This is a genomic window from Pseudoxanthomonas taiwanensis (genome assembly GCF_010093135.1).
Lineage (GTDB): Bacteria > Pseudomonadota > Gammaproteobacteria > Xanthomonadales > Xanthomonadaceae > Pseudoxanthomonas > Pseudoxanthomonas taiwanensis.
In genome coordinates this window covers 46,576-66,860 of record NZ_PDWK01000003.1, presented here as the reverse complement: position 1 = coordinate 66,860, position 20,285 = coordinate 46,576, and the positions used below count along the sequence as shown (strand labels likewise).

The window sequence follows — 20,285 nt, the reverse complement described above, 5'->3', positions numbered from 1 at the left end:
CACCGCGCCGGCGGTTCCGGCACGCACCGAGCCTTTCCACCGATGAGCGACACCCCTCCCGACCGCCTGGCCCTGGATCCCCGCAGCCCGTACCACGACATCGAGGCGATCAACCGCGGCGTGGGCGTGCGCTTCAACGGCGAGGAGCGCGACAACGTCGAGGAGTACTGCGTCAGCGAAGGCTGGATCCGGGTGCAGGTGGGCCGCGCGCGCGACCGCCGCGGCAACCCGATGACCATCAAGATCAAGGGCCAGGTCGAGCCCTACTACCTGACCTGAGCCGGGTGCCGCCTCAGCGCCGGCATCCGGACAGCTGGCGTCCGGCATACCACAGCGCGCGCCGCGCCTGGTCCCAGGCGCTGTTGGCCGCGTTCGGCAGCTCGTGCGCGCGGCGTATGGGGTCCGCGCCCCTGGCCCAGGCGTATTCGGCGCGCTGCAGGTTCTCCAGCGCCTGCAGTGCCGGCGCCAGCAGGCGGCGCACCCGCGCCGCGTCGCAGCCCTGGGTGGCCGCCTCCAGTTCGGCGATCTGCTCGCGGATGCGACGGCTGGCCCGGCCGTCCAGGCCGGGCGCCGGCTCGTAGCTGATCGGCGCCGCGCGCCAGGCATCGCCGGTGGCCTCGCTGCCCAGGTCCGCGGGCCGTTCGTGACGGGCCGGGTTGAAGCGCACCTCCGGCGAGGGCCGCGCCTGCGCGTGCTGGATGTCCTGGCCGAGCAGGAACTCGGCCACCTTCTTCTGCGCGCGGACCAGCTCCTGCCGGGTCACGTCGGCCAGGTCCCCGTCGCTGGTCCAGTCCTTGCCGAAGCGGGTGCCGCGGTAGTCCACCGGGTTCTTCCGCTCCATCGGGTCGCGCGGCGGCCCGGGCGGTGGCGCGGCGCCGGGCGGACGCCGCGTGGCCCGGGCCCAGGCATCGTCGGCCGGCAGCAGCACCCGGCCGCTGTCGTCGTGCAGGCGTGCCGGCGGCAGGATCGGGTCGGGGCCTTCGCCACCCCCCGCTTCGGCCTGGCGCGGTGCCTGCGCGGCCGGCGCGGCGGGCGTGGGCGGCGGGTGCGCCGGCTCCTCCACCGGTGGCAGTTCCGGCGTGGCCGGCGCGCGCGCCACGAACACCAGGCGCAGGCGCTCCAGTGGCCGCTCGACCAGCGCGCGGTAGCGGCCCTGCGGGGGTGCCAGCAGCAGGGCCACCATCAGCCCCATCACCACCAGTGTAGCGGCAAGGGCGGCCAGGCGCGGCAGCAGGTCGTCGCGTGCGGGCTGGGGGCTCAAGTCGGCGCCAGGAGGTGGACGGGCAACCGGGCGCGGCGCGGCGCACCCGGCCCCATGCAGACCACGGACCGGGCCCGCCGGTTCCCGCCGGCACGGCCGTGGCCGGCGCCGGTCACTCCCCGGTCATGTCGACCACGTCGAAGCTGACCACCGGATCCACGTCGGCGTCGTAGTCCACGTCGTCGCGCTCGAAGCCGAACAGCCTGAGGAAGTCGCGCTTGTAGCTGGCGTAGTCGGTGACCTGGAACAGGTTCTCGGTGGTCACCTGCGGCCACAGTTCGCGGCAGGCCTGCTGCACGTCCTCGCGCAGCTCGCGGTCGTCCAGGCGCAGGCGGTTGGACTCGTCGGTCGGCGGCGGGTTGTCGCTGTACAGGTGCTCGCGGAAGGTGCGGTCCAGCTGCTCGATCGGGCCCTCGTGCAGGCCCTTGTCCTTCATGATCCTGTAGACGATGGCGATGTACAGCGGCATCACCGGGATCGCGGCGCTGGCCTGGGTCACCACCGACTTGAGCACGGCCACGTTGGCCGAGCCGCCGGTGGGCTTGAGCCTGGCGTCGATGGCGTGGGCGGCGCGGTCCAGGTCCTCCTTGGCCTTGCCCAGCGCGCCGTGCCAGTAGATCGGCCAGGTGATCTCGGTGCCGATGTAGCTGAAGGCCACGGTCCTGGCGTCGGGCGCCAGCACGCCGGCCTTCTGCAGGGCGTCGATCCACAGCTCCCAGTCCTCGCCGCCCATCACCTTCACGGTGTCCGCCACCTCCTGCTCGGTGGCCGGCTCGACCACGGCCTCGATCACCTGGTCGCGGTTGGTGTCCACTGCGGTGGACCTGTACGGCTGGCCGATCGGCTTGAGCGAGGAGCGCTTGATCTCGCCGGTGTCGGGCATGCGGCGCACCGGCGAGGCCAGCGAGTAGACCACCAGGTCGATCGGGCCGCCCATCTCGCGGGCCAGCTCGATGGCCTTGGCGCGCACCTCGTGGGAGAAGGCGTCGCCGTTGATCGAGCGGCTCCACAGGCCGGCTTCCTTGGCGTAGCGGTCGAAGGCGGCGGAGTTGTACCAGCCCGGGTTGGCCGGCTTCTTGTCGCTGCCGGTCTTCTCGAAGAACACGCCCAGGGTGGCCGCGCCGAAGCCGAACGCGGCGGTGATGCGCGCGGCCAGGCCATAGCCGGTCGAGGCGCCGATCACCAGCACCCGCTTGGGTCCGTCGTTGCGCACGCCACGCGACTGCACGTAGCGGATCTGGTCCAGCACGTTCCGGTCGCAGCCCACGGGGTGGGCGGTGGTGCAGATGAAGCCTCGGACTTTGGGATGGATGACCACGCGGACTCTCTCTTGATCTCGGGAAGAGGGATGGCGCGGCGAAAGGCCGCGGCCGGAGCGCCGTAGTCTAATCGTTCCCCGGCGCCCCCCCGTTCCGCGGCGTATGGAGGTCAGGTGGCCGTGCAGCAGGCCGCCAGGCGCCGCGTGTGCGTGCGCTGCGCCCACAGGTACAGGCCCAGGCCGGCCAGCGCGGTGGCCGCGCCGACCGGGCCGGTCACGGTCCAGCCCAGCCCGGCGCTGATGGCCAGACCGCCCAGCCACGGACCCAGCGCATTGGCGGCGTTGAACGCGGCATGGTGCGAGGCCGCGGCCAGGGTCTGCGCCTCGCCGGCCACGTCCATCAGGTGCGACTGCAGGATCGGCCCCAGCCCGCCCATGGCGCCGATGGCCACCGTGGCCAGCAGCAGGCTCCACGGCCAGCGCGCGGCCAGCGGGAACAGCAGCAGCATCAGCAGCGCCCAGCCCAGCAGCACCGCGGTGGCGCGGAACTGCAGGCGGTCGAACAGCCAGCCGCCGGCGATGTTGCCGATCACCCCGCCCAGGCCGAAGCCGGCCACGCCCAGCGGGATCCACGCCGGGGCCACGCCGGTGACCTCGACCATGGTCGGCGCCAGGTAGCTGAAGACGCAGAACATGCCGGAGAAGCCGATGGCGCCGATCAGCAGCGCCTGCCACACCGGCAGCCGGTTGAAGGCGCGCAGCTCGCCCAGCGGATTGCCGCGCGGGGCATCGGCCACCACGCGCGCCGGCAGGGCCAAGGCGATCAGCGCCACGGTCAGCAGCGCGATCACCGCCACCGCCGCGTAGGCCCAGCGCCAGCTGCCGTGCTGGCCGACCCAGGTGGCCAGTGGCGTGCCCAGCAGGATGGCGATGGTCAGGCCCAGCATGGTCAGGCTCACCGCGCGGCCGCGCGCCTCCGGCCGGCTGATCGCCACCGCGGTCAGCGCCGACACGCCGAAATAGGCGCCGTGCGGCAGGCCGGCGATGAAGCGAAACAGCAGCATGCTGTGGTAGTCCGGCCCCAGCGCGCTGGCCAGGTTGCCGGCGGCGTAGAAGCCCATCAGGCCCAGCAGCAGGGTCTTGCGCGACAGCGCTCCGCCGAGGAGGGCCAGCAGCGGCGCGCCGACCACCACGCCCAGCGCGTAGGCGCTGATCAGGTGGCCGACCCGCGGCTCGTCCACGCCCAGATCGGCCACCATGTTGGGCATCAGGCCCATGCCGGCGAACTCGCTGGTGCCGATGGCGAAGCCGCCCAGAGTCAGGGCGGTGAGGATCAGGGCATGGCGGCCACGGCCGATCACGGGAACGGCGGCGGCCGCCGAGGTGGCGGCAGGGGAAGGGGAAGGCATGGCCCGGATTATGCTGCGTTGCATCAAGGCCGAACCACCCCTGCCGGCGGTACACCGGGGGTGCATTCATGCAACAGCGGCCGGTGGCAGGGGCGATGCCGGCCCTCGGGGCGCGAGCCGGCAAGGTGGCGCATGACAGGCGCCCCCCCTCCTCCACACCCCGCACGCCGCCACTCCGTCCGGCGCGCCAGGGGCCGGGCAGCCGGGGCCTTTGTCCCTGCCGGGTGGCGTGCGACGGACCGGCCGTTGATCGGGATCAACGAGGCCCGGCCAGGGGGACGGGATGATCGGGATGCGGCGGACCGGTCCCGCCGCAACAAGGAGGTGGGCTATGGATATCTCCCTGATGAACCTCGGCCACGCCGCCCTGCTGTTCGCCCTGCCGGCCAGCCTGGCCGGCGTGTGCAAGCTGGCCTGGCGCCGCGGCGAGGAGATCGAATACGGCTGGTTCGCCATCCTGTTCATCGCCCTGTGCCTGGGCGTGGCGCTGGAATCCATCCTCGGCCGCCTGCTGTAACGCTCCGGCGCCCCTGTCACGCACCGCGCCACGCCTGCAGGCGCCGCGTTCGCGGCTTCCGGCCGGCACATCCAGCGGCCACGTCCAACCGCCACGCGATCGGCCCCTTGCCCGCGCAGCCCCGGTGCAGGAGCGCCCGCCGCGACCGGGCCCGCCCGTCGCGTCGCCGCTGACGCGGCTCCTACAGCCGCACGCCACCACGCCGATCTGCAGGCGCCGCGTACGCGGCGTCCGGCCGGCGCATCCAGCGGCCACGTCCAACCGCCACACCCGATCGGCCCCTTGCCCGTGCAGCCCCGGCGCAGGAGCGCCCGCCGCGACCGGGCCCGCCCGTCGCGTCGCCGCTGACGCGGCGCCTGCAATGGCACGCCGGCAACCCGGCCGGCACCTCGGCACCACCGTCCCGGCAACGCCGCGGCGGGCGGCGAAGGCCGCGGTTCAGCGGCCCGTGCCAGAATGGCGCGGTGAACTACCTGGCCCACCTGTACCTGGCCGCGCCCGATCCGGAGGCGATGCTCGGCGCGCTGCTGGGCGACTTCGTGTTCGGTTCGGCCGGGCTGGCGGCGTACAGCCCGGTGGAACAGCGCGAGATCCTGGTCCACCGGCGCATCGACCGCTACACCGACGACCATCCGCAGGTGGTCCAGGCCCGCTCGCTGTTCGAACCCGGCCTGCGCCGCTACGCCGGCATCGTCCTGGACGTGTACTTCGACCATCTGCTGGCACGCGACTGGGCGCACCACACGGACGAGCCGCTGGAGGCCTTCACCGCGCGCTTCTACCGCCACCTGCTGGCACAGCGCTCGCGCCTGCCCGCGCGCCTGCAGGCCATCGCCCCGCGCATCGCCGCGCACGACTGGCTGGGCTCCTACCGCCGGCGCGAGAGCGTGGACCTGGCGGTGAGCCGCATCGCCACCCGGTTGTCGCGCAACGGCGAGCGCCTGGTGGCCTGCCTGCACGGCCTGCGCCGGCACGAGGCCGACATCGCCGCCGGCTTCGAGGCGTTCTTCCCGCAACTGCAGGCCTACGTGCCGTTGGCGCGCGCGGCCGTGGCGGAGGCCGTGCCCCAGGACTGAACCCCTTGCCGCTTCCATCGCGGGACCGGTGCCAGGATCGGCCCATCACGCGCCCAGGAGGCTGCCATGTTCCGATCCCCTGCCTTCCGGTTCCTGTTCGTGCTGACCCTGCTGTCCGGCGCCATGCGCGCCGCACCGGGCTTCGACCTGCGGCGCTTCGTCCAGGCGCACTTCGTGCTGCCCGGGGACGTCGCCGCCACCGACGTGCCGGAGCACGACGGCCTGCGCGCGCACATCGACGCGCTCTGGCCGCTGCTGACCCGCACCAGCCCCGCTCCGCAACCGCACGACAGCCTGCTGCCGCTGCCGCATCCCTACGTGGTGCCCGGCGGCCGCTTCCGCGAGGTGTACTACTGGGATTCGTACTTCACCATGCTTGGCCTGGCCGAAAGCGGCCGGCACGGGCCGGTGCGGCAGATGCTGGACAACTTCGCCCACCTGCTGGACACCTGGGGCCACATCCCCAACGGCAACCGCAGCTATTACCTCAGCCGCTCGCAGCCGCCGTTCTTCTCGCACATGGTCGCGCTGGCGGCACGGGAGGATCCTTCGGCGCCGCTGCGCTACCTGCCGCAGCTCAGGCGCGAGCACGCATTCTGGATGGACGGGTCCGCCACGCTGCAACCCGGCCAGGCCCACCGGCGCGTGGTGCGCCTGGCCGACGGCAGCCTGCTCAACCGCTACTGGGACGACCGCGACACGCCGCGCCCGGAATCGTTCGCGCACGACCGCCGGACCGCGGCTGCCTCCTCGCGTCCGGCCGCGGAGGTGTACCGCGAGCTGCGCGCCGGCGCCGAAAGCGGCTGGGACTATTCCAGCCGCTGGCTGGACGAGCCGATGCGGCTGGACAGCATCCACGTCACGACGCGGATCCCGGTGGACCTCAACAGCCTGCTCCACCACCTGGAGAGCACCATCGCCGGCGCGTGCGCCCGGGCCGGCGACGCGGCCTGCGCACGCGACTATGCCACCATGGCCCGGGCCCGGGCCGCGGCCATCGAACGCCACCTGTGGCACCCGGACGGCTACTACGGCGACCTGGACCTGCGCACGGGCCAGGTGCGCGCGCAGCTGACCGCCGCCGCGCTGTTCCCGCTGCATGCCGGCATCGCCACGCCGGAACGCGCGCGCCGCACAGCGGCGGCGGTGCGCGCGCAGCTGCTGCGGCCCGGCGGCCTGGTCGCCACCACCGTGGACAGCGGCCAGCAGTGGGACGCCCCCAACGTCTGGGCGCCGCTGCAGTGGATCGCCGTGGACGGGCTGCGCCGCTACGGCGAGGACGCGCTGGCCCGCGACATCGCCGCCGCCTTCCTGGTCAACGTGCGGACCCTGTTCGCGCGCGAGCGCCGACTGGTCGAGAAATACGACGCCGACGGCGCGCTGCAGGGCGGCGGTGGCGGCGAGTACCCGCTGCAGGACGGCTTCGGCTGGACCAACGGCGTAGTGCTGGCCCTGCTGGCGCTCTACCCCGAGCTGGAAACCGCCGCGTCCCCCGCCCACGCCACCGCCCCGCCCCTGCAGGCGCCGCGCACGCGGCGACCCGGGTGGCGAACCCCAAGCCCGCGGTCGACCGCCACACGAATCGACCCGAGCGCGCGGAACGCAGGCGACATGCCTGCGTCCTCGGCGCAGGAACGGGCGAGGTGACGCGGCTGCCGCAGGGGCCGCTGGCGGGGCTTCCACGGATTCCGTGATGCGGCGCAGCGGGCAGATCGCGCGCCCGGATGTTAGCGTTCACATCGGACTTGCCGGGGAGACTGTCCGATGCGTCGTACGTCCGTCCGCCGTCTGTACCGTCCTGCGCTGGCCGCGCTGCTGCTGTGCGTGGCGCCGGCCTGGGCCGCCCGCCTGGAACTGCAGGAAGGCGACTACCTGGGCACCCGCGGCCTGGATGTGCTGGTCTTCAACAACTACTACGACGGCAACTTCAGCGACTCCAAGATCGCCGGCGTGGAGCTGATCCACCACGGCGTGCGCACCGCCACCAACGGCGACGTGCGCCTGTCCCCCACGCCGGAGCAGTGGGATCCGGTGGCCACCCTGGTCGAGCGCCAGGTGGACCGCGCCACGGGCGCCATCCAGGCGCGCCTGCGCTACGACGACCCGGCCTTCGAATACACCATCCGCGTCAGTCCCGGGGACGACGGCGTGCGCATCCAGGTGCTGCTCGACCGGCCGCTGCCCAGGGCGCTGGAAGGCCGGGCCGGCTTCAACCTGGAGTTCCTGCCCTCGGCCTACTGGGGCAAGCCGTACCTGGCCGACGAGGGGCGCGGCGGCCTGCTGCCGCGCTATCCGGCCGGCCCCACCGGCCGTGGCGCCGACGGCAAACCGGTGCGCCTGCCGCTGGCCACCGGCACGCGGCTGACCCTGGCGCCGGAGGACCCGCAGCGGCGGGTGAGCCTGCACAGCCACGGCGGCGAACTGGCCCTGTACGACGGCCGCAACCAGGCACAGAACGGCTGGTACGTGGTGCGCGGGCTGCTGCCGGCCGGGCGCAGGGGCGTGGTGCTGGAGTGGACCCTGCAGGCCGGGATCGAGCCGGACTGGACGCGCCCGACCGTGATCGGCCATTCCCAGGTGGGCTACCCCCCGGCGCAGCGCAGGGTGGCGGTGCTGGAACGCGCCCGCCACGCCCCGCCGCCGGGCACCGTGCGCCTGCTCAGGGTGGAGGCCGACGGCAGCACCCACGAGGTGCTGGCGGACACGCCGCACCACTGGGGCCGCTACCTGCGCTACGACTACCACACCTTCGACTTCTCGCAGGTGCGCGAGCCGGGCCTGTACCGGATCCAGGCCGAAGGCCAGCTCAGCCACGCTTTCCGCATCGCACCGGACGTCTACGCCAACGCCTGGCAACCGACCCTGGACGTGTTCTTCCCGGTGCAGATGGACCACATGTTCGTCAACGAGGCCTACCGGGTCTGGCACGGCCGCTCGCACATGGACGACGCCCGCCAGGTGGCGCCCAACACGCACCACTTCGACCTGTACGGCCAGGGCCCGGAGCTCGACTCGCCGTTCCAGCCGGGCGAGCACATCCCCGGGCTGGCGGTGGGCGGCTGGTTCGATGCCGGCGACTTCGACCTGCGCACCCAGACCCACTACGCCACCGTGCTGGCACTGGTGGACACCTGGGAGCGCTTCCGCCCGCTGCGCGACGAGACCCGCATCGACCAGCAGCGCAAGCACGTGGAACTGCACTGGCCCGACGGCGTGCCCGACCTGCTGCAGCAGATCGAGCACGGCACGCTGATGCTGATCGCCCAGCACCGTGTGTTCGGCCACGCCATCCCCGGCATCGTCGAACCGGACCTGGGCCAGTACACGCACCTGGGCGATGCGGTCACCAAGACCGACGGCCGGGTGGACGACCATGCCGACCCGGATTCCCCGCGCGACGACCGCTGGGCCTTCACCACCGCCACCACCGCGCTCAACTACGGCTCGGCGGCAGCGCTGGCGGCGGCCAGCCGGGCCCTGCGCGGCTACAACGACGCCCTTGCGGAGGAATGCCTGGCCACCGCACGCCGGGTGTGGGACTTCGAGCAGGGGCGCGAGCCGAACCTGTTCCGCGTCGGCAACACCACCGGCGGCCACCCGCAGGACGAGGAGCTGCGCGCGGCGGTGCAGCTGCTGCTGGCCACCGGCGAGGCCCGCTACGCCGAGGCGGTGGCGCGGCTGTGGCCGGCCATCGACGAGCGTTTCGTGTTCAACGCCCAGCCGGCGGTGCAGGCGCTGCCGCACATGGACGCCGCGTTCCGCGAGCGGCTGCGCCAGCGCGCGCAGCGCTTCCTGGAGGAGCGCGCCAGCATGATGGAGGCCAACCCGTACGGCGTGCCCGTCACCCGCGGCGGCTGGGCCGGCAACAGCGCAGTGGTCGGCAGTGCCATCACCCACTACTACCTGCACCGCGCCTTCCCCGACCTGTTCGACATCGGGCCGGTGCTGCAGGGGCTGGACTACCTGTACGGCACCCACCCGGACTCCAACATCTCGTTCGTCTCCGCGGTGGGCGCGCACTCCAAGACCGTGGCCTACGGCAACAACCGCGCCGACTTCTCCTTCATCGCCGGCGGTGTGGTGCCGGGAGTGCTGATCCTCGACCCGGATTTCCCGGAGAACAAGGAGGACTGGCCGTTCCTGTGGGGCGAGAACGAATACGTGATCGAGCTGGCCGCCCGCTACGTGTTCCTGGTCCACGCCGCGCAGGAGGTGCTGGGCGAACTCGCCCCGGTCCAGCCGTAGGTGGCCCCACCTGCAGCCGCCGCGTACGCGGCGGCCCGGCCGGCACGGCCACGCCGGCGTTCCAGCACGCGGGACCGGCCGGGCGCCACCGGCGCCGGCGCACGCGACGCGACCGGACGCATCCGTCGCGTCGCCGCCGACGCGGCTCCCGCAGGGGATATACGCGGCGACACGGCAAGGTGGCAAGGGGCGCGTGCGCGTCAGGCGGTGCGCTGGTACACCACCCGCTCGGGGCGGTGGAGGAGGAAGCCCTGGGCGCGGTCCACGCGCAGCTCGTGCAGCGCCTCCAGCGTCTGCTCGCTGTCCACCCACTCGGCCACCACGTCCATCCCGCGCAGGTGGCCGATCTGGACGATGGCGCCGACGATGGTGCGGCTGACCGGGTCGTTGCCCAGGTCGCGCACGAAGCTGCCGTCGATCTTGATCACGTCGGCCGGCAGGTTCTTGAGGTAGCCGAAGGAGGACATGCCGGCGCCGAAATCGTCCAGGGCGATGCGGCAGCCGGCCGCGCGCAGGCGTTCGATCACCCGGATCACCCGCAGCAGGTTGCGGACCGCCACCGTCTCGGTGATCTCCAGGCACAGGCGCGATGGCTCCACCCCGAACTCGTCCAGGCTGGCGAGGATGAAGTCGGCCAGGCCCTCGTCCTCGATGCTGGCGCCGGAGAGGTTGATCGCGCAGGTATGCAGGCCCCGGCCGGACGGGTGCAGGCGGTCGAAGTGGGCCAGCGCCTCGCGGATCACCCAGCGGTCCACCTGCGGCATCAGGCCGTAGCGCTCGGCCGCCGGCAGGAACGCGCCAGGCGGCACCACGCGGCCCTCCTCGTCGTTCAGGCGCAGCAGCAGCTCGATGGCCGGGGCACCGCCACCGCGCAGCGGCACCACCTCCTGGTAGTCCAGCAGCAGGCGGCCCTGCTCCAGCGCCGCGCGCAGGCGGTTGGCCCATTCCATCTCGCTCTGGCGGCGGCTGGCGTCGGCGTCGTCGCGGTAGACGTGGACGCGGTTGCGGCCGTTCTCCTTGGCCTGGTAGCAGGCGCTGTCGGCCCAGGCCAGGAGGTCCTTCAGGGTCACGCCCGGACGGTCCACCAGGACGATGCCGATGCTGGCGGTGACCGCGTAGGTGCGGCCCTGCCAGGCAAACATCACGTCCTCGATGCAGCGGCGCACGTCTTCGGCCAGGGTGCGGGCGCGCTGCTCGTCCACGTCGAAGGCCAGCACGCCGAACTCGTCGCCGCCCAGGCGCGCCAGCACGTCCTCGGGGCGCAGCTTGCGGCGCATGGCCCAGACCAGCTCCACCAGCAGCTGGTCGCCGGCCATGTGCCCGGACAGGTCATTGATCAGCTTGAACTGGTCCAGGTCGATGTACATCAGCGCGAACGGCGGGCGCGCCGGCCCGGCGGCGTGCGCCGCCAGCGCCTGCTGCACGCGTCGCTCGAACTCGCGGCGGTTGCACAGGCCGGTCAGCTCATCGTGCGCGGCCTGGTGGCGCAGCAGCTCGGTCAGGCCGCGCTGCTCGCTGATATCGATGGCCACCATCAGCAGGTGTGCGGCGCGGTCCACCTCCACCCGGGTCAGCGACACCTTGGCCCAGAACGCCCCGCCGTCGCGCAGCGCCAGCGCTGCCTCCTTGCCGTCCCAGCCACCCTCGTGCGCGGCCTGGATGGCGGCGCGGCCCTCCTCCTCGTGCATGAACAGCCGCGCCAGCGGCGCCCCGACCACCTCGCCCAGGCGTTCGCGCGCGGCCTGGTTGGCGTAGGTGATCCGCCCCCCGCCGCCCTCGGCCAGCAGCACCAGCGCCGGCAGCAGCTCGTTGAGCGCGCGGAAGCGCGCCTCGCTTTCGCCGAAGCGGGCGCTCATCTGCCGGCCCAGCTCCACCGCGCGACGATGGGTGGTGGCCCAGGACCACAGCAGCAGCGCCGCCAGCACGCTGATCACCGTGCCGGCGACGGCGATCAGGCCGGCGCGGCCGGTGTCCGGTCCCATCCGCGGCCACAGCCGCACTTCCCAGCGGCGGCCGCCGAACTCCATCTCCCGCACCTCGACGTGGTAGGCCTCCGCCGCCGCACCGCCGGTGCCGAACACCAGCGAAGCCTCCACCGGCGCGTCCAGGTCGCGCACCTCCACGTGCATGAACTGCAGGACGCGGCCTTCCAGGGTCTCGCGCACCATCGGTTCCAGGCGCAGGCTCACCGCCAGCGCGCCCAGCTCGCGCGCGCGCCGCTCGGCCAGGGTCACCGGCTGCGGGCCGCGCGAGTACACCGGCAGGCGCACGGTGACGCCACGGGCCGCCTTCTCGCCGGCATCGCGGAACTGCACCAGCTGGAACGGCGCCGACACGGTGGGCACGTCGGCGTCGCGCGCGTGCTCCAGCGCGGCCAGGTTGGCCGGCTGCATGGCGATGTCGAAGCCCAGCAGGGCCTCGTTTCCGGCCAGCGGCGTCACGAACGAGTACGGGTAGCGGGTGCGGGCGGGATCGGCCGGGTCCGGCTCGCGGTAGGCGAAGCCGGTCATCACGTGGCCCGGCACGCGCCAGGCCAGGCGCAGGTTGTGGTGGTAGGCGGCGAACGCGTCCGCGTCCATCCGGTCGTTGGACAGGAACACGGTCTGCAGCGCCCGCAGCAGCACCGCCGCGGCCTCCAGCGGCTCGCGCAGGCGGACCTGCGCCGAGTCGGCCAGCGCGCGGTACATCTCCTCGGCCGAACGGCGCGCCTCCCAGCGCTCGCGCTCGACCAGGGCGGCGGTCACCACCAGGCCGGCCAGCAGCAACGCCAGGGCCCATGCCCACGGCGGCACCACGGAGGTCCGCAATGCCCTTTCGGTGGCATCCTGCACGGAAATCTGCTGCATGGCTGGGTGTTCCGGCCTGGCGACGACCGGGTACGGAAGCGGACGGGCGGCATGCATGCGCCTCCGGACTGGCGTGGTGCTCCTTCCCCCTGGTAGTGCGTGCCCGCCCTGTTGCAATGGCCGGATCATACCCCGCCGGGTACGGGGCCCGGGAAGCCCTTCAGCCGTGCCTCGGGCCCGCCACGGCAGGGCGCGGCCAGCGCGCCAGCACCGCGCGGGTCACGCCGATCCGGCGGCAGGCGCGCACCGCCGGGCCGTCGTCCAGGGCGCGGCGGAAGGCCGGCGCCAGGCGCACCAGCGCCGCCGCGGCCACGCGCCGGCGCAGGCCGTCCAGGCCCAGCGTCCGCGCGGCCCAGTCCGGCAGCAGGGCCGCGCCCGCCCCCAGGAACAGCTCGCGCGACAGGCCCGGCCCGGGCCCCGGCAGGCGCATCGCGCACAGCCCCGCCAGCACCTCGCGCGCACGCGCGTCCAGCCGCAGCCGCGGGCGCATCGCCTCCAGATGGGCGTGCACCGCCGCTTCCGTGGCCGGCACCTCGCGCGCGCCCAGCGCCTCGGCCACGCGGCGCACCTCGTCGTAGTAGCGGTCGGCCATCTCCGTCGGCACCGGCCGGCAGTAGCGGCGGTAACCCTCGAGGAAGCCGTAGGCCTCGGTCACGTGCACCCAGGTCAGCAGTTCCGGCTCGCTGGCCGCGTACGGCCGGCCGTCCGGGAGGGTGCCGGCCACCTGGGCGTGGATGCGCCGCACCCGCTCGATCATCGCGCGGGCCTGCGCGCCGCCGGCGTAGGTGGTGCCGGCGACGAAGGCGGTGGTGCGGCGCAGCCGGCCGACCAGGTCCTGGCGGAAGTTGGAGTGGTCGTACACGCCGGCCAGCGCGCGCGGGTGCAGCAGCTGCAGCATCAGCGCGCACAGCCCGCCGGCCAGCATGCCCGGGAAATCCGCGTGCACCCGCCAGGTGACGGTGTCCGGTCCAAACAGGCCGGGATCGCCGATCGGCTCGTCGTAGTCGATCCCGCTCTGCCCGCGCGGGAACGCGTGCAGGACCCAGCTGCGGACCTGCCGCGCGAGCGGATCGGGAAGGGCCAGGGCGATCATGCGGCCATGCTAGGCCGCGCCCGCGGAAGCGGACCTGACCACGGGCGCAAGGCGCGATGGCGGTTCATGCGGCGTCCATCTACGCCTGCCCGCCGGCGTTCCGGGGTACGATGCCGGACCGTCCACCTCCCGCCACGCCGTGCCGCACTACACCGGCCCCCTGCTCACCCGCGCCACGGCGCATGCCCTGCGCCAGGCGCACGACGCCGGCGCACCGCACTGGACCGGCTCGCTGGACCTGGGCCGCAGCGTGGACAGCGTGACCCTGGCCGCCGACCGCTGGCTGTGGCGGGGCCGCGCCTGGCCCTGGCCCGGTCCGCTGAAGGAGCGCACGCTCTACTGGTTCGACGGACAGGACTGGGTGCCGGTGTCGCGCTATTCCGGGGCGCTGATCAAGCTGGTGCCGACCGGGTGGGACGTGCCCACCTTCGAGATCGACGGCATCAAGATGCTGCCCACGGCGAAGGCGTCGCCGCTGGAGGACGCGCGGCGCAAGGTGGCGCTGGTGCAGCCGCGCGGGCGCACGGTGCTGGACACCTGCGGCGGGCTGGGCTATTTCGCCGCCTGCTGCCTGGAGGCCGGCGCGGCACGCATCGACTCGTTCGAGAAGAACGACGATGTGCTGTGGCTGCGCACACTCAACCCCTGGTCGCCGGATCCGGAGGCGCCGGAGCACGGTGGCCGACTGCAGCTGCGCCATGCCGACATCACCGCGGCCATCGCCGCCCTGCCCGATGCCGCGTACGAGGTGGCCCTGCACGACCCGCCGCGCTTCGCCATCGCCGGCGAGCTGTACTCCCGGGCGTTCTACGGCCAGCTGGCACGTGTGCTGCGCCGCGGCGGCCACCTGTTCCACTACACCGGCAGCCCCAACCGCCTGACCAGCGGCCGCGACGTCCCGCGCGAGGTGGCCCGCCGCCTGGACGAGGCCGGCTTCAGCACCCGCCTGGCCCTGGACGGCGTGCTGGCCTGCAAGCGGTGATCCCCGGCTGCAGCCGCCGCGAACGCGGCGACCCGACGGCGTGGCCACGGTCCGCGTTCAACCGCCACATCGGAACGACCCGACGTCCATAAGGGGGGCGGGGACGACGTGCACACGCCACCGGCGCAGGCACGCCCCACATCCTCTCGCCGGGTGGACGCGGCCTGTCAGCGGCGCGCGTGCCAGTCGCCGTCCTCGCCCTTCTCGTACTTCTCCTTGACCGCGGCCCAGGCCACGCGGTGGGCCACCTCCTCGCGCGAGGCGTCGCCGCGGCGGTCGTCCGGATCGGCGTACTGGTCCCAGGCGCTGTTGAACGCCTCCTTGTAGATCTCCTGCGCGTGCTTGGGCACGTGGTCGAGCACCGATTCAGGCAGGTCCTGGATGCTCCGGTAAGGCATGGGTTGGCCTCCGCTGCAACGGATGCCCAGCCTCCCACCGGCCCGGTCAGGCACGCGGCAAGGAACCATGTGGCCCGCGTCAACGCCGCAGCCCCTGCGGGAGCCGCGTACGCGGCGACCCGGCAGGCGCGGCCGGGCCCCGCGTTCGATCGCCATGCAAAACCGGCGCCATGCCCACCCGGAACCGGCACGGGAGCCTGGGACGCGGCCGGATGCGTCCGTCGGATCGCCGCTGACGCGGCTCCTGCGGATTTCCGGTGTACGAATGCGACGGCGCCCGGATGCGGGGTGATCCGGGCGCCGTCGCGGTTGCCGGGCTGCCGCGCCTCACCAGGGCAGCGGGGTGCCGTTGGCGTGCCAGAAAGTGCCGCTGTCGGCGAGCGTCAGACCGTCCAGGCGCGCAATCAGATTGGTGGCGGCCTCGTCCGGGGTGATGTCGCCCTGGCCGCCGAGCATGTCGGTGGCCACGCGGCCCGGGTGCAGCAGGAATACGGCGATGCTGCGCGGGGCCAGGTCCACCGCCAGCGACTTGCCGATCGCGTTCACCGCGGCCTTGGAGGCGCGGTAGCCGTAGTAGGCGCCCGAACCGTTGTCTGCGATCGAGCCCATGCGGCTGGTGATGATGCCGATCTTGCCGCCGTCGGCCAGCAGTCCCTGCACCGCCGCGGCCACGCGCAGCGGGCCGAGGGTATTGACCTCGAACTGGCGCTGGATGCGGGCGAAGGCGTCGGCATCCAGCGCCTCCAGCGTCTCGTTGGTGAAGATGCCGGCGTTGAGCACCAGCACGTCGATGCGGCGGCCGGCCAACTTCTGCGGCAGCGCCGCCACCGCCTGCGCGTCGGACACGTCGACGCCCTCGATCACCTCCGCGCCGGTGGCCTGCAGCGCCGGGCTGCCCTGACGGCAGACGGCGATGACCGTGTCGCCGCGGGCACGCAGCTGCTTGGTCAGGGACAGGCCGATGCCGCGGTTGGCACCGGTGATCAAATAGGTGGCCATGACGACTCCTTCAACGTGTGGGGGACGGACATTCTAGGCCAGCGCCGTCCGCGGACCGGCCGCCGCATCCCGCCGTGGCCGGCGCTACTCGCAGCCGATGCCGTCGTTGTCGCGGTCCAGGTGCAGGCCGTAGCCGGGATCGCCGCGGCGCACCGGGCGGCACCGGCGGCGCGGGCCTCGGCGCAGTTGCGGAAGGCACGGCCATTGGCCGGGGCCGCGCGCGCGGGCGCCTGCAGCGACTGCGCCTGGCTGGCGGTATTGCCGGCGGGCGCGCGATGGCAGTGGTAGCCGCCGTTGCGGCGGTCGTGGTGGCAGCCCTCGGCGTTGAGCCCGCCGGGGTGGGCCTGCGCCAGCGGGGCCAGCGGCGCGAGCAGCACGACCAGCAGCAACCACCAAGACCTGGACTTGCGCCTGTTGCGCATGGATCCCCCTCCCTCCCGGTGTCCGCACACAGGTACCGCCAAATGCCCTGGCATGCAATCGGACACTGGTTCACCCCTCCGGGACTGGGGCCGGGGCGGACCGGTCGTCGACGCAGGCGCATGCCTGCGCCGACGGGAACCCCGCATCCTGCAACGCCTGCTCCGCCTCCGTCCTGCTGCATTTGCCCGCACGCGCCGCGGCGTGCATGCGTGGCCCAGGCCCTGCGGATTGCGGCCGGCATGGCCCGCGCTTGACCCAGGTCAGGGCACCACGAAGCGGCGACCGCCACAGTGCGCGCGTGGGCATCCGCCCATGCACGCGAGGACTGCAACACGCCATGGACATGGATCGCTACCACCGCGACCACGCGACGATCCTGGAGCAGATCGAGACCCTGCGCTCGCTGTCACGGGCCGGGATCGCCGGCAACGCCGGTGCCATCAGCCAGGCCATCGTCGGCACCGCCAGCCTGATCAAGTTCCACCTGGCGGCCGAGGACCAGGTGCTGTACCCGCGCCTGGCGCGCAGCGGCCGCGCCGACCTGGCCGCGCTCAGCTCCCGCTACCAGGCCGAGATGCAGGGCCTGGCCGAGGCCTTCGGCCGTTTCGTCGAGCGCTGGCGGGTGCCGGCGCGGCTGCAGGCCGACCCGGAAGCGTTCCGCAGCGACGCCAACACCGTGCTGCGGGCGCTGTACGAACGCCTGCGCCGCGAGGACCGGGAGCTGTATCCGGCCGCCGGCCGGCTCTGAGCGCGGCGCCGCCACCGGCGCGACGAAGGCGGCGGCGAAGAACGCCAGCGAGCCCAGGCCAGGCCCCAGGAACGGCATGTCCGCCATCGCCGGCACCTCGTGGCCGCGGGCAGCTAGGCCGCCTGCGGTACCGGCGGCAGCTCCGGTGCGTCCAGTCCGGCGAAGGGATCGGACCAGGCCGGAAGCGCCTCGATCCGCGCGTACNAGGCGCGGATCGCCGGATAGTCATGCAGCGGCAGGCCGGCGATCTCGTGGTGCGGCAGGAAGCTGGCCAGGCGGAAGTCCGCATAGGAGATCCCGTCGCGCAACAGCCAGGGCCGCGCGGCCAGCTGTTCCTCCAGCAGCGCGGCGCTTTCGGCGAACAGCGCCAGGCCCTTGGCCACCTCGCCCCGGTCCACCGGTCCCAGGCCGTAGCACTGCTTGGTCACGTACTCGAACTGGACCATGTCGCAGGCGCGCACGAAGTTCTGCTTGCCCCAGCTGAGCCATTGCAGCATTGCCGGCTCGTCCATGCCGGTGCGCCAGAACGGCGAACGCACCTCGCGCGCCAGCCGGCAGGCGATGGCGTCGGTTTCCCACAGGCTGCTGCCGTCGTCGTACACCAGGATCGGGACGCGCAGCGCCGGGGTGAGCGGGCGGTAGCGCTCGGCCTGGCCCGGCGCCAGCGGCGCGGCAAACTCGAACTGCACCGGCGCCTGCAGGTAGCGCGCGGTGGCCACGGCCAGGCGCGGGTTGGGGTTGCGGCTGTACAGCAGCTTCATGCGCCCCTCCCCTGCCGGCTGCGGTGCCAGGCGACGAGGGCATTGGCATGGCCGTGGCCCAGGCCGTGGGTCTGCCTGAGCAGGGCCACCTGGTCCATGTGCGCCAGTCCGGCGGTCTGGTCCAGCACCGCCAGCCAGTGGGCGATGGGCTTGCCGTAGGTTCGTTCGATCGAGGGGAAGTAGGACGCGGGCCCGGTGGCCCCTGCTGGATTGCCCATGGCGTGCTCCGTGCGCGGGGATGTCGCCGGTACGACGTCCCGGGCGCGCCCCGATCGACATTGCGGGCGCGCCGCCTAGCGCAGTCCGTAGTGGGCGAAGTACCGCAGCGGTGGCAGCAGGGGCAGGACCAGCAGGAAACCGATCCCGAACCACCCCGGACGCACCAGGAAGGCGCGGTGGTGGCGGGTCGGGTGGTGCAGCACCCGCACCCGGTCGCCGTCCGCGTGCACGCCCAGGCGCTGCAGCTCGAGCAGGCCGCGGAGGGCGCCGGAGGCAGCCAGCGGCCAGGCCGTCACCCGCGAGCCACGGTAGCGACGGCCGTCCACTTCGTACTCATAGTCGGCCTTCATGCGGTAGGTACGCTCCGCCCGGAGCAGGGCCACGCCGATCTGGCGCTGTTCCAGCATGCGCAGGGTGCCGGCCACCGCGGGCCAGCGGCGGATGCGCAGCAGGTACCACGCGCCGTAGCCGCAGCACAGCGAGGCGTACATCCACATCCAGAACAGCAGCGCCTGCCTGTCGCCGGCGGCCGCGCCGTGCCACATGCGCACCAGGTACTCCGCCACGCTCACGTGCCGGCCTCCGCGGCCGGGCGCCCCCTGCGCCACGCGCGCCGTTCCAGGTACAGGCACAGCAGGCCAAAGCCCATGAACACCAGCCCGCCGAACAGGGGCAGGCGGGCGGCCGCGGTAATCCCCGGCTGCAGCACCGCAAGCTCCGGCCGGGCGGGGTGGTGGAACACGGCCACCTTCCGCCCCGGTGCCAGGCCGGCAAGCATGGCTTCGGCGTCCTTGCGGTCGCTGGAAACCGGCAGGCCGGAGAAGTACAGGCGGGGGGACTCGTAGGACTGCCCGCGCACCTGGTAGCGGTAGTGCACGCGCGGGAGGAAGGTGTGGGAGCGGCGGACGTCCAGCCCGGCATCCAGCACCACGCCTTCCACGGCCGGCCAGTCGCGCGAGGCCGCGGCGTGGGACAGCCCGTGCAGGCCCGCGGCCAGCAAGGCCGCGCCCAGCAGCACGAACAGCGCGCAGAACAGCTGCTTCAACACCTGTGTTGCCCGTCCCCTTGTGGCCCCGGGCAGGCGACCACCAATCCCGTGGCGGGGCAACTCCCCCCGCCCCGCGTCTGCCCTGTCGGCGTCGGATCATCCGGCACCACGGCGGCCGCTGGCAACGGCCGGGGATGCTCAGTGCAGGGTCAGGACGATGGGCGCGTCGCGGGTGATGACCAGGGTGTGCTCGTACTGGGCCGAGCGGTTGCCCGGCGCGCCCAGCAGGGTCCAGCCATCGCCGGCTTCCTCGACCACGCGGGTACGGGTGGAGATGAAGGGCTCGATGGTGATCACCATGCCCTCCTCCAGCACGCGCGCGTCGGTCGGGTCGTAGTAGCCGGGGATATGGTCCGGCTCCTCGTGCAGGCTGCGGCCCACGCCGTGGCTGCCCAGGTTCTCGATCACCCGGAAGCCGAACCGGCGCGCAGTGGCCTCGATGGCCTTGCCGATCAGGTTCAGCGGCTGCCCGGCGCGGGCGACCTTCAGCGCCTCCGCCAACGCAGTGCGCGAGGCGTGGCACAGCCTGGTATCGCGCGCCGAGGCCTTGGGCAGCACGCGGGTGCCGCCGGTGTCGGCATAGAAGCCGTCCAGCTCGGCCGACACGTCCACGTTGAGCACATCGCCGGCGCGCAGCACGCGGTCGCCCGGCACGCCATGCGCGGCCTCCTCGTTGACGCTGATGCAGGTCGCGCCCGGGAACTGGTACACCGCACGCGGTGCAGGCGTGGCGCCTGCCTCGGCCAGCATGCGCTCGCCGATGGCGTCCAGCTCGGCCGTGGTCATGCCCGGCACGGCCGCCGCCAGCATGGCCTCGCGCACGCGCCCGACGATGCCGCCAATGCGCTGCAGGGCCGCCAGGTCGGAAGGGGATTCGATGGTCATGCGCGGAGTCTACAACGAGAAGAATCGCTCCCTCCTAGCGGCGAACGGGCATGCTTTGGCCAGCGCGGCCTGAGACAAGCGAAGACGGCGAGACGAGGTGGGAAGCCCACTGTCCCG

The 20,285-nt window shown here is 73.2% G+C and carries 19 protein-coding genes and 2 pseudogenes; 7 read left to right on the top strand and 14 right to left on the bottom strand.

What is annotated here, in order from left to right; all coding sequences use genetic code 11:
• Positions 1–42: 42 nt before the first annotated feature.
• A complete protein-coding gene (locus CR938_RS01370; protein ID WP_162123289.1) occupies positions 43–279 on the top strand; it encodes a DUF3297 family protein in 237 nt (78 codons plus the stop codon).
• Positions 280–292: 13 nt separating this feature from the next.
• Here the strand turns inward: CR938_RS01370 and CR938_RS01365 are convergent, their stop codons facing one another.
• The 3 genes from CR938_RS01365 to CR938_RS01355 all read right to left on the bottom strand — a co-directional run bounded on the left by CR938_RS01365 (position 293) and on the right by CR938_RS01355 (position 3,928).
• A complete protein-coding gene (locus CR938_RS01365; RefSeq protein ID WP_162123288.1) occupies positions 293–1,261 on the bottom strand; it encodes a hypothetical protein in 969 nt (322 codons plus the stop codon).
• Positions 1,262–1,373: 112 nt separating this feature from the next.
• Entirely contained in the window at positions 1,374–2,579 is a 1,206-nt protein-coding gene (fabV, locus tag CR938_RS01360; protein WP_162123287.1) for an enoyl-ACP reductase FabV, read from the bottom strand.
• Positions 2,580–2,689: 110 nt separating this feature from the next.
• Positions 2,690–3,928 carry an MFS transporter gene (locus tag CR938_RS01355; protein ID WP_246190931.1) on the bottom strand — a complete coding sequence of 413 codons (1,239 nt, stop codon included), beginning with the start codon at positions 3,926–3,928 and terminating at the stop codon, positions 2,690–2,692.
• A gap of 331 nt (positions 3,929–4,259) precedes the next feature.
• Here CR938_RS01355 and CR938_RS01350 point away from each other — a divergent pair, with 331 nt between their 5' ends.
• The 4 genes and pseudogenes from CR938_RS01350 (at position 4,260) to CR938_RS01335 (ending at position 9,766) form a co-directional block, all read left to right on the top strand.
• The gene (locus CR938_RS01350) at positions 4,260–4,445 is read left to right on the top strand and encodes a glycosyl transferase (RefSeq protein ID WP_162123285.1); all 186 of its coding nucleotides are present in this window, start codon (positions 4,260–4,262) and stop codon (positions 4,443–4,445) included.
• Positions 4,446–4,909: 464 nt separating this feature from the next.
• Entirely contained in the window at positions 4,910–5,521 is a 612-nt protein-coding gene (locus CR938_RS01345; RefSeq protein ID WP_162123284.1) for an acyl carrier protein phosphodiesterase, read from the top strand.
• Between the two features lie 135 nt (positions 5,522–5,656).
• Positions 5,657–7,051 (top strand): annotated as a pseudogene (gene treA, locus CR938_RS01340) (alpha,alpha-trehalase TreA); the annotation flags it as partial.
• 234 nt (positions 7,052–7,285) lie between these two features.
• Positions 7,286–9,766 carry a glycoside hydrolase family 9 protein gene (locus tag CR938_RS01335; RefSeq protein ID WP_162123282.1) on the top strand — a complete coding sequence of 827 codons (2,481 nt, stop codon included), beginning with the start codon at positions 7,286–7,288 and terminating at the stop codon, positions 9,764–9,766.
• 200 nt (positions 9,767–9,966) lie between these two features.
• Here the strand turns inward: CR938_RS01335 and CR938_RS01330 are convergent, their stop codons facing one another.
• Positions 9,967–12,612, bottom strand: coding sequence for a bifunctional diguanylate cyclase/phosphodiesterase (locus tag CR938_RS01330; RefSeq protein ID WP_162123281.1), 2,646 nt, complete (start codon positions 12,610–12,612; stop codon positions 9,967–9,969).
• Positions 12,613–12,772: 160 nt separating this feature from the next.
• The gene (locus CR938_RS01325) at positions 12,773–13,705 is read right to left on the bottom strand and encodes an oxygenase MpaB family protein (RefSeq protein ID WP_162123280.1); all 933 of its coding nucleotides are present in this window, start codon (positions 13,703–13,705) and stop codon (positions 12,773–12,775) included.
• 85 nt (positions 13,706–13,790) lie between these two features.
• On the opposite strand from CR938_RS01325, the gene CR938_RS01320 reads away from it, so the two are divergent.
• Positions 13,791–14,687: a class I SAM-dependent methyltransferase gene (locus CR938_RS01320; RefSeq protein WP_211365150.1), complete on the top strand. Its 897-nt coding sequence runs from the start codon at positions 13,791–13,793 to the stop codon at positions 14,685–14,687.
• A 167-nt stretch (positions 14,688–14,854) separates the two neighbouring features.
• Here the strand turns inward: CR938_RS01320 and chaB are convergent, their stop codons facing one another.
• The 4 genes and pseudogenes from chaB to CR938_RS14910 form a co-directional block, all read right to left on the bottom strand.
• Positions 14,855–15,085: a putative cation transport regulator ChaB gene (chaB, locus tag CR938_RS01315; RefSeq protein WP_162123278.1), complete on the bottom strand. Its 231-nt coding sequence runs from the start codon at positions 15,083–15,085 to the stop codon at positions 14,855–14,857.
• A 327-nt stretch (positions 15,086–15,412) separates the two neighbouring features.
• Positions 15,413–16,084 carry an SDR family oxidoreductase gene (locus tag CR938_RS01310; protein ID WP_162123277.1) on the bottom strand — a complete coding sequence of 224 codons (672 nt, stop codon included), beginning with the start codon at positions 16,082–16,084 and terminating at the stop codon, positions 15,413–15,415.
• A gap of 84 nt (positions 16,085–16,168) precedes the next feature.
• Positions 16,169–16,237, bottom strand: a complete 69-nt coding sequence (locus CR938_RS14915) for an excalibur calcium-binding domain-containing protein (RefSeq protein WP_425502398.1) — start codon at positions 16,235–16,237, stop codon at positions 16,169–16,171.
• Positions 16,238–16,368: 131 nt separating this feature from the next.
• A pseudogene (locus CR938_RS14910) lies at positions 16,369–16,506 on the bottom strand (YHYH domain-containing protein); the annotation flags it as partial.
• Positions 16,507–16,844: 338 nt separating this feature from the next.
• Here CR938_RS14910 and CR938_RS01300 point away from each other — a divergent pair.
• Positions 16,845–17,255 carry a hemerythrin domain-containing protein gene (locus CR938_RS01300; protein ID WP_019399064.1) on the top strand — a complete coding sequence of 137 codons (411 nt, stop codon included), beginning with the start codon at positions 16,845–16,847 and terminating at the stop codon, positions 17,253–17,255.
• A 113-nt stretch (positions 17,256–17,368) separates the two neighbouring features.
• Here CR938_RS01300 and CR938_RS14905 read toward each other — a convergent pair whose 3' ends face one another.
• The 5 genes from CR938_RS14905 to map all read right to left on the bottom strand — a co-directional run bounded on the left by CR938_RS14905 (position 17,369) and on the right by map (position 20,168).
• A complete protein-coding gene (locus CR938_RS14905; protein ID WP_425502397.1) occupies positions 17,369–17,701 on the bottom strand; it encodes a glutathione S-transferase family protein in 333 nt (110 codons plus the stop codon).
• A 311-nt stretch (positions 17,702–18,012) separates the two neighbouring features.
• The gene (locus CR938_RS01290) at positions 18,013–18,234 is read right to left on the bottom strand and encodes a DUF4287 domain-containing protein (protein ID WP_019399062.1); all 222 of its coding nucleotides are present in this window, start codon (positions 18,232–18,234) and stop codon (positions 18,013–18,015) included.
• Between the two features lie 75 nt (positions 18,235–18,309).
• A complete protein-coding gene (locus CR938_RS01285) occupies positions 18,310–18,807 on the bottom strand; it encodes a DUF3592 domain-containing protein (protein ID WP_162123275.1) in 498 nt (165 codons plus the stop codon).
• Positions 18,804–19,280 (bottom strand): DUF3592 domain-containing protein, encoded by a 477-nt coding sequence (locus CR938_RS01280; RefSeq protein WP_162123274.1) that lies wholly within the window; start codon positions 19,278–19,280, stop codon positions 18,804–18,806. The genes CR938_RS01285 and CR938_RS01280 overlap by 4 nt, the downstream gene beginning before the upstream one ends.
• 141 nt (positions 19,281–19,421) lie before the next feature.
• The gene (gene map, locus CR938_RS01275; RefSeq protein WP_162123273.1) at positions 19,422–20,168 is read right to left on the bottom strand and encodes a type I methionyl aminopeptidase; all 747 of its coding nucleotides are present in this window, start codon (positions 20,166–20,168) and stop codon (positions 19,422–19,424) included.
• Between the last annotated feature and the right edge of the window lie 117 nt (positions 20,169–20,285).